This window comes from Thermodesulfovibrio sp. 3462-1, from assembly GCF_040451425.1.
GTDB lineage: Bacteria > Nitrospirota > Thermodesulfovibrionia > Thermodesulfovibrionales > Thermodesulfovibrionaceae > Thermodesulfovibrio > Thermodesulfovibrio obliviosus.
Genome location: NZ_CP144374.1, coordinates 297,229 through 309,820 on the forward strand (window position 1 = coordinate 297,229; position 12,592 = coordinate 309,820).

10 protein-coding genes and 1 tRNA gene are annotated in these 12,592 nt (G+C 34.4%); 5 read left to right on the plus strand and 6 right to left on the minus strand.

What is annotated here, in order from left to right; all coding sequences use genetic code 11:
- Positions 1-43 precede the first annotated feature (43 nt).
- The 5 genes from V4D31_RS01470 to V4D31_RS01490 all read left to right on the plus strand — a co-directional run bounded on the left by V4D31_RS01470 (position 44) and on the right by V4D31_RS01490 (position 4,537).
- A tRNA-Leu gene (locus V4D31_RS01470) sits at positions 44-127 on the plus strand.
- Positions 128-331: 204 nt separating this feature from the next.
- Positions 332-1,117, plus strand: a complete 786-nt coding sequence (locus V4D31_RS01475; protein ID WP_353686477.1) for a hypothetical protein — start codon at positions 332-334, stop codon at positions 1,115-1,117.
- Positions 1,118-1,262: 145 nt separating this feature from the next.
- Positions 1,263-2,246: a UDP-glucose 4-epimerase GalE gene (gene galE, locus V4D31_RS01480; protein WP_353686478.1), complete on the plus strand. Its 984-nt coding sequence runs from the start codon at positions 1,263-1,265 to the stop codon at positions 2,244-2,246.
- A 189-nt stretch (positions 2,247-2,435) separates the two neighbouring features.
- Entirely contained in the window at positions 2,436-3,746 is a 1,311-nt protein-coding gene (locus tag V4D31_RS01485; RefSeq protein ID WP_353686479.1) for a nucleotide sugar dehydrogenase, read from the plus strand.
- Positions 3,747-3,763: 17 nt separating this feature from the next.
- The gene (locus V4D31_RS01490; protein ID WP_353686480.1) at positions 3,764-4,537 is read left to right on the plus strand and encodes a Wzz/FepE/Etk N-terminal domain-containing protein; all 774 of its coding nucleotides are present in this window, start codon (positions 3,764-3,766) and stop codon (positions 4,535-4,537) included.
- A 55-nt stretch (positions 4,538-4,592) separates the two neighbouring features.
- Here V4D31_RS01490 and V4D31_RS01495 read toward each other — a convergent pair whose 3' ends face one another.
- The 6 genes from V4D31_RS01495 to galT all read right to left on the minus strand — a co-directional run bounded on the left by V4D31_RS01495 (position 4,593) and on the right by galT (position 12,592).
- Positions 4,593-5,831 (minus strand): pitrilysin family protein, encoded by a 1,239-nt coding sequence (locus V4D31_RS01495; RefSeq protein WP_353686481.1) that lies wholly within the window; start codon positions 5,829-5,831, stop codon positions 4,593-4,595.
- Positions 5,832-5,899: 68 nt separating this feature from the next.
- Complete coding sequence (locus tag V4D31_RS01500; protein ID WP_353686482.1) at positions 5,900-7,192, minus strand: pitrilysin family protein; 1,293 nt, start codon at positions 7,190-7,192, stop codon at positions 5,900-5,902.
- Entirely contained in the window at positions 7,189-7,548 is a 360-nt protein-coding gene (locus V4D31_RS01505) for a response regulator (protein WP_353686483.1), read from the minus strand. Before V4D31_RS01505 ends, V4D31_RS01500 begins: the two co-directional genes overlap by 4 nt.
- A complete protein-coding gene (locus tag V4D31_RS01510) occupies positions 7,529-10,135 on the minus strand; it encodes a PAS domain S-box protein (protein ID WP_353686484.1) in 2,607 nt (868 codons plus the stop codon). Before V4D31_RS01510 ends, V4D31_RS01505 begins: the two co-directional genes overlap by 20 nt.
- Positions 10,110-11,597, minus strand: a complete 1,488-nt coding sequence (gene glgA / locus V4D31_RS01515; protein ID WP_353686485.1) for a glycogen synthase GlgA — start codon at positions 11,595-11,597, stop codon at positions 10,110-10,112. The genes V4D31_RS01510 and glgA overlap by 26 nt, the downstream gene beginning before the upstream one ends.
- Positions 11,594-12,592: a galactose-1-phosphate uridylyltransferase gene (gene galT / locus V4D31_RS01520; protein ID WP_353686486.1), complete on the minus strand. Its 999-nt coding sequence runs from the start codon at positions 12,590-12,592 to the stop codon at positions 11,594-11,596. The genes glgA and galT overlap by 4 nt, the downstream gene beginning before the upstream one ends.

A 12,592-nucleotide genomic window follows, 5' to 3' on the forward strand; every position in this document is an offset into this window, starting at 1 on the left:
ACTTGCGAAGAATGTCCTGATAAAGGTAAAATTAAAATACTGAGCCGAAGTGGCGGAACTGGCAGACGCGCCAGATTCAGGATCTGGTGGTGGCAACGCCGTGCGGGTTCAAATCCCGCCTTCGGCATTTAAAAGGTCTTTAAATAGTGTAAAAAACATATACTTCAGAAGACAGTAAGTATTAAGATAGAGCTTCTGAAAAAGCAGTAGTATAATTTTATTCTACTCGGTTACATTTGCTTTTGTGCTGATGTAACTGAGGATGCGGAGCATTGAAAAAAGCATGAGCCTAAATTGTTGATAACATTTACTAAAATTGTTATATTATAGTATGCTTTTCAGTATAGAAATTATTGAAGAGTTAGAAAAACTTGAGCCTGCCATCAGGTCAAGTCTTATCAAAATATTGAAAAGTCTTGACAAGACCATCGGTGAGATGGTCAAAAGAGAGGATTTTTTAGAATTAAAGGTTGATTTCAAGAAGCTCACAAAAATAGTAGAGGAGCTTGCAGAGGCACAGAAGCGTACTGAACAGAGGGTAGAGGAGCTTGCAGAGGCACAGAAGCGTACTGAACAGAGGGTAGAGGAGCTTGCAGAGGCACAGAAGCGTACTGAACAGAGGGTAGAGGAGCTTGCAGAGGCACAGAAGCGTACTGAGGAGGAACTGAGAAGACTTGCTTCAGATCATAGAGAAACAAGAAAAATACTTGGAAATCTCACAGATACAGTAGGATATGGTCTTGAGGACAGGATATTTCCATTTATAAAGAAATTTGCTGAAACAGAATATGGGATTAAAGTAAAAGACTTTGGTAGAAAAAATATTGTTTATCCTGATGGAAATTACGACGAACTGAACATCTATGTGGAAGGTGAAAGAGATGGTCAAAGGGTTTATCTTATAGGTGAATGTAAAGCACAGTTAGGCAAAAAGGACATTGAAAAATTTATTAAAATAATTGAAAGGGTTAGACAATATCTTAGAAGTGATGTTAATGGATTTATAGTAAGTTATTCCATACAGCCCAAAGTGGAGGAATATTTAAGAAAATCTCATCCTGAAATAAATTTCTACTACAGCTACTACTTTGACATGAAATACAAATATGGGGAATAAAAATTTTTCTATGTGATCCTCAGGTAACAATAAAAGATAATGAAAAAGGAAGAAATGTCTTATCTGCTAAGCATGTTTGGAATACTGATTTTTTTTGACATTCCGGTCGATAAAGAGGAAATTCCTCTTTTAAGGAGCAATAAAGATGAACTCTAAAATTAAGGTTTTTGTCACAGGGGGAGCAGGTTATATTGGAAGCCATGTTGTTAAAATGCTTGGTGAAAGGGGATACAGTGTGCTCACCTATGACAACCTTTCCTTTGGACATCGTGAAGCCGTGCTTTATGGAAAGCTTATTGTTGCAGATTTATCAGATAGACAAACTCTGAAGCAGACAATCAAAGAATACAAACCCGATGCAGTAATGCATTTTGCAGCCTCCATAGTTGTGCCAGAATCAGTAAAAGAGCCAGTGAAATATTACAGAAACAATTTCTGCAACACTCTTAATCTCGTGGAGGCATGTCTTGAGCATGGTGTGAAAAACTTTATATTTTCATCAGCAGCAGCAGTATATGGTATACCTGAAAAATGCCCTGTAAATGAAGATGCGCCAATTAATCCTATAAACCCTTATGGACATTCAAAGGCAATGGTGGAGAGGATGCTACATGAAGTGGCTCAGACAAGTGATTTCCGATATGTATCTCTCCGTTATTTTAATGTAGCAGGTGCTGATGGTTCTGACAGATTGGGGCAGAGAAGAAAAGATGCCACACATCTCATAACTGTTGCAGTAAAAACCGCACTTGGCAAAAGACCTTATCTTGAAATATATGGAACTGACTATCCCACAGAGGATAGCACATGTATAAGAGACTACATCCATGTAGATGATCTTGCAGACGCTCATATACTTGTGCTTGATTATTTGCTTCAGGGTGGTAAAAGCGATATTTTTAATTGTGGATATGGGCATGGATACTCTGTAAGAGAGGTTGTTGAAGCAACCAAAAAGGTAACGGGTGTTGATTTTAAAGTAATAGAAACAGGTCGTCGGGATGGAGACCCACCAGAACTTGTAGCAGAAAGCACAAAACTGAAAAACTCGCTTGGATGGCAACCCCGATACGATGATCTTCACTACATAATAAAAACCGCCTATGAATGGGAAAGAAAGCTTTTATAGTGGGGCAATTCGCCTTTACCGATTATGTAACGATGAGGAAATTCCTCTAAAGAGCAACAATGCCAGAAAGAGAAAGATGCATTACTAAGGATTATCAGTGGTGAGAAGGCCAAACTTAATTTTGGCAATTTTTTTGTGTTATAATTGGGTTGGATTTGATTGAAATAACTCTCAATAAGAGGATGAGAAATGGTTGAAAAAATATGCGTAGTGGGACTCGGTTATGTGGGGCTGCCTTTGGCATGTTTATTAGCTACAAAGTATAAGGTTATAGGATATGACAAAAACAAACAGAGGATTAAAGAGCTGAAAAAAGGTATAGATTCAACCAAAGAGGTTTTACCTGAAACTCTAAAGAACTCTAACCTTGAATTTACAAACAATGAGAAGAAAATATCGGAGTGTGACTTTATAATAGTTGCCGTTCCTACACCTGTGGATAAAGTTAAAAATCCTGACTTTTCGTATCTAAGAGATGCTTCAAGGATTGTAGGTAGAAATTTAAAGAAAGGAGCTATAGTAGTTTACGAATCAACGGTATATCCAGGAGCAACAGAGGAGATATGTGTGCCCATTCTTGAAAAAGAAAGTGGGCTTAAGTGGAAGAGAGACTTTTTGGTAGGTTATTCTCCTGAAAGGGTAAACCCTGGAGATAAAGAGCATACCATTGAAAAAATTGTTAAGGTTGTTGCAGGTGATACTGAGTACTCACTTGAGAGAATAGCAGAAGTTTACGGTTCTGTAATTAGCGCAGGTATATATAAAGCTCCGAGTATAAAGGTGGCAGAAGCTGCTAAAGTAATAGAAAATACTCAAAGGGACATAAATATAGCATTGATGAATGAGCTTGCGATTATTTTTGACAAAATGGGAATAGATACAAGGGAAGTTTTAAAAGCAGCTTACACAAAGTGGAACTTTTTAAGGTTCGAACCTGGACTTGTCGGAGGTCACTGCATACCGGTGGATCCATATTATTTAGCTTATAAGTCTATGGAAATAGGACATGTTCCTGAGTTGATACTTGCCGGAAGAAATATAAATGAGTCTATACCATCATACATAGCTTATAAAACTTTAAAGCTTATGATTAAAGCTGAAAAGACTATTGCAAATGCAAAAGTTTTAGTTATGGGAATAACCTTTAAGGAGAATGTTCCAGATATAAGAAATTCCAAATCCTATGATTTGGTAAAGGAATTAAAAGAGCTTGGGCTTAAAGTGTTTGTTTATGACCCTATAGCATATCAGGAAGAAGTTAAGAAAGAGTATGGAATAGAACTCATTAGAGATATTGAAGAATATGCACCTTACGATTGTGTAATCGTATCTGTGAAACATAATGAATTTATAAAATTCTCGAAAGAAGTTTTTAAAAAAATTATAAAAGCTCCCTATTTATTTATAGATGTAAGTAAAATTATAAATGTAAGTAATAAAATAAAATCTTGCTTTGAAGAGTTTAAGCAAGATAAAGATTTTATATATTGGGCTTTGTAAATAACCAGGAGGTGTAAATGGAAAAGGAATTTAAAAAGGAGACTTCATTTGAAGATGAGATTGACCTTTATGAATTAATTCTTATTTTTAAAAAACGGATAAAATATGTTGCTGGGGTGTTTGTTCTCGGTGTTTTTATCGCAACTGTAGTTAGTTTTCTTATGCCGAATATATATCAGGCAAGAGCAATGCTGTGGGTGGATTTTTTTTCGACTCAGACAATGATTGAAAGTCTTAAAGCAAATCAATTGGTAAAGGATGGTGAGTTTATAATTCCTCTTCAACAGGGTAGGCATCCAGAGGTAAATAATCTGAGTTTGTCAATACTGAACAGCGCTGAGTTTCAGAAAAAGGTGAGAGATAAAGTTAGACAAACTTTTGGTTCAGACGTTGATTTATTATATTTCAAAACTGATATAGATAAGAAATATTTCAAAACTGATATAGATAAGAAAACAGGAAGCATTGTTCTTACATCAGATCAAAGGGAAAGAAAGCTTGCAGAAGAGATTTTGAAGACTGCTATTGAGGAGTTCAGGACAGAGCTTGACAAAGTCTCTCTTACCTATTCAGAAATTCTGACTTCACAGAAGGTAAAGACTGATAAAAGTAAAAATTTCCTTCTTTATATTGTAGAAAATCCTTATTCCTCAGATGTTCCTGTGAAGCCTAAAAGGATGTTGATTATTGCTGTGGCTGCCATAACATCACTTTTTGCAGGAATTTTTCTTGTCTTTTTAGTTGAGTGGTGGAGTAAGGCAAAAAAAAGAAAGATTCCTCTCGCTCAGTGATGAGGCTCGGAATGATAAAAAGACAGGCTCAGATAAGTTGGAGGATATATAAATTTTATAAGTCTTTTCCTACAATTACAACAATATATGCCTGTGTATTAAGAATCTTTTCTGCTACTGTTTTTATGTCTTGTTTTGTTACTTTTTCAATATATTCTGGATATTTTGATATGTAATCATCTCCGAGGCCATAAAAATCAATAACAGGTAGAAATTCACTGATTTTTTTCATTGTGTCAATTCTTAATGGAAAACTTCCAGTAAGAAAAGCTTTTGCCTCTTTGAGTTCTTCTGTGGTCACTTCTTTTTCCTTCATTTTTTTAAGTTCTTCAACAATTAATTTTATAACATTCTGAGTATTTTCAGATTTTGTCTTTACCTCTACATAAAAAGCTCCTGGCATTAAATAAGGCGAAAAAGTGCTATACACTGAATAAGCAAGTCCACGGTTTTCTCTTATTTGTTTTGCAAGCCTTGATGTGAGACCTCCTCCTCCAACAATGTAGTTCATCACGCTTAAGGCATAGAAATCAGGATCATTTCTTGAAATTCCTTCAAATCCAAGAATTATCGTTGATTGAGTTAAATCTGGTCTTTTTATAAAAATTTTTACTGGCTCTTTTCTTTTTATAAAGATGGGTGGATTTAACTGCCTGCTGTAGTAGTGCCCATTTTGCCATCGACCAATGGGTTCAATAAGCTTTTTTAATTCTTCTTCCTCTATATCTCCAACAACTGAAAAAATCATTCCCTGTGGATTATAAAACTTTTCATAAAAATTCATTAAATCCTGTCTTGTAATGTTTTTGAGCTGTTCAGGTTCACCTTCCACTGGTCTTCCATATGGATGTTTATTAAAAAGCTGGTTAATAAAAGTTTTGTAGGCTATGTAGGAAGGGTCTTCTTCCATCTGCTTTAATGATTTCTCTACTCTGGTAAGTTCTTTTTTTAGCTCCTCTTCAGGAAATACAGGATTCATCAGGACATCAAAAAATAAATTTAAAGCTTCTTTTAAATGCCTTTTTGTTGTTGCAAGAGTGAGCATTGTATAGTCGTGGGTGATTTTTTTATCAATGGAGATTGCCAGGAAATCAATTTTGTCTTCAATCTGCCGTACAGTCATTGTTTTTGTGCCATGAGTAAGTAAGTGTGCTGTGAGATAGGCAACTGAAGGCTTAGACTCATCCAGTGCAGATGCTGGAATTAAAACAGATACATAAACAATGGGAATGCTATCCCTGTAAAGATATTTAATTTTTGCTCCGTTTTCAAGTTTAAAGGTTTTAAAATCCATACGGGTAGCTCCTTGAGTAGAGTTTAGATATAAAATAAAAATGATAAAAAAAATTATTAAAAAATTTTTCATTCTGGTAGAAGCACTCCTACAGTGAGATTGTCAAAGTTAAAATACTTTTTTGCTACTTCCTGAACATCCTTTGCTGTGACTTTCATTATATCTTCCTTATATTTTTCAATGAGTCTCCAATTTCCAAGAACTTCAAACTTACCAAGATAAAGGGCATGCCCGAAAACAGAATCCTGACTGAAAAGAAAGGAAGCCTCAATTTGATTTTTTGCTTTTTCAATCTCTGTATCTGTAGGGGGTTCGCTTTTTATTTTTTCAATCTCTTCTTTTATAATTTTTTCAACTTCTTCCACTTTATCAGGAGTTTTCACAGAAGCCAAAATGAAAAATAAAAATCCGTCTCTGCTTAATGGTGAATTACTACTTGAGACATCCACTGCTAATGATTTTTCTGTAACAAGGGTTCTGTAAAGTCTTGAACTTTTTCCTTCTCCAATTATACTACTTAATATTTCAAGACTGAGACTGTCTTTATCGGGATAAGCAGGAACTTTATAGCTCAGAACAAGCACTGGAAGATGTGTCTGCCTTTTCAGTATAACTCTTTTTTGTCCATATTGTTTGGGTTCATGGAAAAATTTTTTTGGAGGCTTACAAGAAGGAATTTTTTCAAATTTTTCTCTGATTTTTTCCTTTAGTTCATCAATTTTTATATCTCCTGCAACAATTATAAAGGCATTACCTGGACAGTAGTATTTATTGTAGTAGTTTTTTAAATCTTCAAGAGTTATTGATTCAATATCTTCAGTCCAGCCAATTACAGGCTTACGATAAGGATGTTCTTTGAATGCCAGGCTGATAACTTCTTCAATTATAAGACTTTCAGGATCATCTTCATATCGCTGTCTTCTTTCTTCAAGAACAATCTTTTTTTCAAGTTCAAAGTCTTCAGAATTAAAGAGCAGATTTGCCATTCTGTCAGATTCAAGATCAATTGAAGTTTGTAACTTTGAAGGAGAAAGCTTTTGAAAATAAACAGTGTAATCTTTTGTTGTAAAAGCATTGTCAATGCCACCTTGAGACTGAATTATTTTTGAAAAAACATTTCCAGGATAGTTTTTGCTTCCTCTAAACATCATGTGCTCAAGAAGATGACTTATTCCTGACTTGCCTTCAGGCTCATCAATGGCTCCAACTTTATACCACACTTGAAAAGTTGCCAGAGGCGCTGAATGATCTTCAATAAATATCAATTTAAGTCCGTTTTTTAAGACTTCTTCTTTAACTTCAGAGAATCCCATAAGTGGAAATATTAAAACAAAGATTAAGGATATTACAAGATATTTCATTTTATTCCAAATTTTTCTGCAATTTCTTTAATTGTCTCCTTTAAAGGACCAAGATCAGAGGATTTGACAACATAGGCATCTGATGCCCATATTGAAAAATCATCTCTGTAATCATAGGCAGTTAGCATTATTACAGGAATATTAGGATTTTTCTGTTTAAGCTGTCTTAAAACCTGAATTCCATCAATATCAGGCATCATTATATCAAGAGTTACCATATCTGGTTTTTCAGATTCAAAAAGTTCAATTGCTTCACGACCAGAATTTGCTGTAATAACTTCATATCCTTCATCTTCAAGCTCAGCTTTGTAAAGCATTAATATATTTTTTTCATCGTCAACTACCAGAATTTTCATTATCTCCTCCTTGTTCTTTATGTATTGGCAAATAAACTTTAAATTTTGTTCCTTTATTGACTTCGCTTTCTACTTTAATTATACCACCATGTTCTTCAACAATTCTTTTTGAAATAGCAAGCCCAAGACCTGTGCCCGTAGTTTTTGTTGTAAAAAAGGGATCAAAAATCCTTTTTAAATTTGCCTTTTCTATGCCGCAACCAGTATCTTCAACTTCAATTATGAAATACTCCTTATCTGCATCTGCCTCTACTGGTAATTTATCTGCCTTCTGTATTTTTAAAGTTATCAATCCATCCTTTGTTGCTTCATTGGCATTTGAAATCAGATTTAAAAGCACTTCTTTCAATTTATCATAATTACCGAGCACTGTAAAATTGTTATTTATCATCAATTTAAATTCATTGTTATTGTCTTTCAGCGTAGATTCAACAAAATTGACCACATCATCCACAAGCTGCTTAATTTCAAAAGATTCCTTTGCAATTGGGTAAGGCTTTACAAAGCTCAATATTTCATTAAGAATTCTTTCAAGCCTTTTTACTTCTTCAATGATTATCTTTATATATTCCTGTGATTTTCCATCCTTCAGCTCTTTATTAAGTCTTTTAGCAAATCCGCCAATTGCAAGCAAAGGATTTCTTATTTCATGAGCAACCTTTGCTGCCATTTCTCCAAGTGCAGCCATCTTTTCCATTGATATGATTCTTTCTTTTAAGTTTCTCAGTTCTGTTATATTTTTTGCCACATTAATGGTTCCTATAAGATTACCATTTTTATCAAATATTGGAGAGCTTGAAAGAAGATAAACACCATCAAGATAGTTTTCTTCAAGCTCTCCCACCTGAGATATTCCAGTTTCCATTGCTTTTCTATGAGGACATTCTTCCAGTGGATAATTAGTCTTATGAATAAGTTTAAAACATTTTTTGCCAATTACTTCATTTTCTTTTAATCCAACTGCATCAAGAAATGAGCGGTTTACTTTTTTTATTGTATAAGTTTCATCAGTGTAATAGATAAGGTCAGTTATTGAGTTAAAAATCATTTCAAGCTCTTTTTCTGCCTGCTCTACCTTGTCAAATATCCATGCATTTTCAATTGCACCTGCAACCTGATCCGCAAATCCTTTCAAAAAATTAATATCCTGTTCGGTAATTGGTTTTCTTGTATAAAGATTGTCAACCCATACTGCTCCAATAGCTTTATCCTTAGAAATAAGAGGAACAACAGCATATGCAATGCTTCCAAGTTGTTGAATTATTACAGGGTCTGCTTCTTCTTTATGAGCATCTCTAATATTAAAAACTTTTTTTTCTTTTATAGCTCTCACAATTGGTGTGTTGTCATTTAAAGAAATTGAAATGTTTTTACAGAGTCTTTCAAGAAAGCTATCCTCTTCAAACTCTTTCGTGCTTAATTCATCAAGAACCTCAAAAAGAGTTTTCTTTTCTCTTGACATACTTGACCATATATGCCAGGCTTCTTCATAGCTTGAAGGACCTACTGCCATAACTCCTCGGAGAGTATTGCTTTCTTCATCAACAAGAAATAGCACTGCTCTATTAAAACCGAGTCCTTCACCCATTGTAATTACTGTAAGTATCATTCTTAAAAGTTTATTCAGTTCTAAAGTGCTTCTTACAGCAGAACTTATAAATAAAATTTTCGTAAGCTCTTCATTTCTTCTGATGAGATCCCTTTCAAGCTTTTTCTTTTCTGTAATATCTCTTATTATTCTGCTGACTCCTACTATTTCTCCCCTTGAATTCTTTATCGGAGACATGGTAAGACTTACTTCTATAATTTTATTTTCCTTTGTTATCATGACTGTTTCTATATCTTTTAATGTCTCATCCTGTTTAACTCTTTCAAAATATATTTTTTCCATCTCATATAGGAAGTCAGGGATAACAGCCAAAGGTTTTCCAATAACTTCCTCCTTTGTGTAACCAAAAATATTTTCTGCACCTTTATTCCATGCAGTCACTATGTTGTTTAAATCAGTGGCTATTATTGCATCAGCAGAACTCTGAATCAGGCTTTCAAGATAACTTTTAAGCTCCTCTATCTGAGCCATTACCTTTATATTTTGTATTTCTCTTTCTTTAAGTTCCCTGAACTTTAGGGATTTAAGAATAATTAATGAAGCTATTGCTGAGAAAAGCTCTCCAACTTCAATGTCTTCTTGTGTAAACTCTCCAAAGCCTTCTTCTGAATCAAGTTTATTGTAAACAAGAATTGTTCCAATATTTTCCTGTTGCATTTTTAATGGAATGCATATTGCTGAGTAAGCAGGTATATCAAGCTCGTATTTTTCAAGTTCAGATTTATTAAATTTTTTAACCTTACCTTCATTTAAAACTTTTCCACATACTCCTTCATCAGATTTAATAACAGTTTTATCGGAATTAATGTTGTAAGTGGCAGTGACGTATAAATATCCATTTCTAATCAGTCTTACGATACCTGCCTGAGCATTCATAAGCTGACAAACGTAATAAATAAGTCTTTCAAGAAGGATTTCAATATCTTCGTATACTTCAAGAAGTTTTATAAGCTCAAATAATGCCTGTCTTTCCTTCATTTATTAATCCTCTATAGAGTTCTATATATTTTTTACATGAATTGCTCCAGGAAAAATCTCTTTTCATGGCTTCATAAATCATATTGAGAAATCTGTTTTTGTTTTTATATATTTCAATAAATCGCTCGATTGCTTCTGTTAAAGCAGCACTCGTGTATTCATCAAAGAGGAAACCTGTTACCCTATCTTCCACCGTGTCTGAAAGTCCACCAGTGCGTCTACATATTGGAGGTGTGCCATATCTCATAGCAATAAGTTGACTTAAACCACAGGGTTCGTATCTTGACGGAACGAGCAAACCGTCTGCACCAGCATATATTTTATGTGCTAAAGCTTCATCAAATCCGACAAAAGCATAAATTTTTGAAGGAAAGTTTTTTTGAAGTTCTCTTATTTTGTTTTCATAATAGGCTTCGCCTGTTCCTTCAAATACAAAACTTACTTCCTTCTGAACTAAAGCTGGTATTGCCTGAGCAATTATATCAATGCCTTTTTGATAAGCAAATCTTCCTATAAATGCAATTAAAGGAGATTCTGAGGAACATTTTATTCCAGCGAGGTTTATTAAATCTTCTTTGTTTTTCTGTTTGTTTTTAATATTATTTACTCCATAGTTTTGAACAATAAATGGATCCGTTTCAGGATTCCATATTTTGTAGTCAATCCCATTTATAATGCCAACAAGGCTTTCTTTTCTTTTCCTTAAGACTCCGTCAAGCCCTGCTCCGTATTCAGGAGTCAGGATCTCTTTTGCATATGTAGGACTAACAGTGGTAATTATGTCTGCATTGAAAAGTCCTACTTTAAGAAAATTTATCATACCATAAAATTCAAATCCATCTATATGAAACATCTCCTGCCCAAAGCCTGTTATCTCAAGTTTTTCACGGGGGAATATGCCCTGATACCCAAGATTATGAATGGTTAATATGGTTTTTGTTCTTTCAAAGCAACTACATTCTTTATAAAATGTTTTCAGATAAAGAGGAACCAGAGCTGTATGCCAGTCATGACAGTGAATAACATCAAATTTTAAATTCATAATTTTACAAATTTCAAGAACTGCTCTGCAAAAAAATACAAATCTTTCAGCATTGTCAAGATACTCACCATGAGTTGTTCCATAAAGTTCTTCTCTGTCAAAAAAATCATTATGCTCAATAAAGAACAGATTTCCTTGCGTTGAAGCTTCAATTTTTAAATTTTCTTCCTCATCAAAACAGACCCTTGCAGTTCTCAGAGCACCAAAACGAGTATTTGCACCCACTGACACTCCATAAACTATTCCTGCATTTACTGTAGATGAGGGAAAATTCTGTTTAGTTGTTCTGTAAAAGGGAAGAAAAAGTGTTGTATCAATGCCAGCTTTAATAAATTCTTTAAAAAGAGCACCTACAACCTCACCAAGACCTCCAGTTTTTGAAAAAGGATAAGCTTCTGCAGAGACAAGTGCTATTTTCATACTGTAGCCTCCCTCATAAATTGAGCAGCTTCTTCAGGAGAAGTTGGATTTATAAAAAATCCAGAACCCCATTCAAATCCAGCAGTTTTTGTAAGCTTTGGTATGATTTCAATATGCCAGTGATAGTATTCATTTATCTCATCTTGAAAAGGAGATGTGTGAAGAACATAGTTATAGGGAGGAGTTTCAAGTACAGCGTCAAGTTTTTTAAGTGTTGTCTGGAGAGCATCTGCAAGAAGACTGAAGCTTTTTTCTCTTGGTTCAAAACGAGATTCATGTCTTTTTGGTAGAATCCATGTTTCAAAAGGCTCTCTTGGTGCAAAGGGAGAAAGCACTATATAAGCATCATTTTGATAGATTATTCTTTTTTCAAACTCAAGCTCCTGAGCTATTATATCGCAAAATATGCATCTGTCTCTTAATTCAAAGTATCTTTGGGCTGAAGTCATCTCATTTTTTACAAGCTGAGGAACAATGGGAAGAGCAATTAACTGGCTATGGGTGTGCTCAATTGAGGCTCCTGCTGCTTCACCTTCATTTTTAAAGACCAGAACATATTTAAAGCGAATGTCTTTTTTAAGATCAGTAATCCTGAAATAATATGCCCACAAAACATCCTCAACTGCTTTAATTGGCATTGTAGAGAGTGAAGCAAGATGATCAGGTGTTTCAATAATTACCTCATGAGCGCCAATTCCATTCATTTTATCATAAATTCCTTCTCCTCTTTTATTGAGGTCTCCATGAATCTGCAAAGCTGGAAATTTATTTGGAACAACCCTCAGTGTCCAGCCAGGTGTGTTTGGCGCAGTATTTGGAGGTCTAAAAGCAATAATTTCATTTGGCGCAGTATGTTCATTTCCCGGGCAAAAGGGGCAGAATCCCTTTATTTTTCTTTTTTGACTTACAGGAGCAAAATCTGAAGGTCTTTTACCTCTTTCAACAGCTATAATAACCCATCGTCCAGATATAGGATCTCTTCTGAGTTCTGACAT

What these genes read in the sequence shown, in the direction of transcription:
- V4D31_RS01495 (WP_353686481.1), bottom strand. Translation starts at nt 5,831, where the DNA reads ATGGATTTTAAAACCTTTAAACTTGAAAACGGAGCAAAAATTAAATAT.
- V4D31_RS01500 (WP_353686482.1), bottom strand. Translation starts at nt 7,192, where the DNA reads ATGAAATATCTTGTAATATCCTTAATCTTTGTTTTAATATTTCCACTT.
- glgA (WP_353686485.1), bottom strand. Translation starts at nt 11,597, where the DNA reads ATGAAAATAGCACTTGTCTCTGCAGAAGCTTATCCTTTTTCAAAAACT.
- V4D31_RS01510 (WP_353686484.1), bottom strand. Translation starts at nt 10,135, where the DNA reads ATGAAGGAAAGACAGGCATTATTTGAGCTTATAAAACTTCTTGAAGTA.
- V4D31_RS01490 (WP_353686480.1), top strand. Translation starts at nt 3,764, where the DNA reads ATGGAAAAGGAATTTAAAAAGGAGACTTCATTTGAAGATGAGATTGAC.
- V4D31_RS01505 (WP_353686483.1), bottom strand. Translation starts at nt 7,548, where the DNA reads ATGAAAATTCTGGTAGTTGACGATGAAAAAAATATATTAATGCTTTAC.
- galT (WP_353686486.1), bottom strand. Translation starts at nt 12,592, where the DNA reads ATGTCAGAACTCAGAAGAGATCCTATATCTGGACGATGGGTTATTATA.
- V4D31_RS01475 (WP_353686477.1), top strand. Translation starts at nt 332, where the DNA reads ATGCTTTTCAGTATAGAAATTATTGAAGAGTTAGAAAAACTTGAGCCT.
- galE (WP_353686478.1), top strand. Translation starts at nt 1,263, where the DNA reads ATGAACTCTAAAATTAAGGTTTTTGTCACAGGGGGAGCAGGTTATATT.
- V4D31_RS01485 (WP_353686479.1), top strand. Translation starts at nt 2,436, where the DNA reads ATGGTTGAAAAAATATGCGTAGTGGGACTCGGTTATGTGGGGCTGCCT.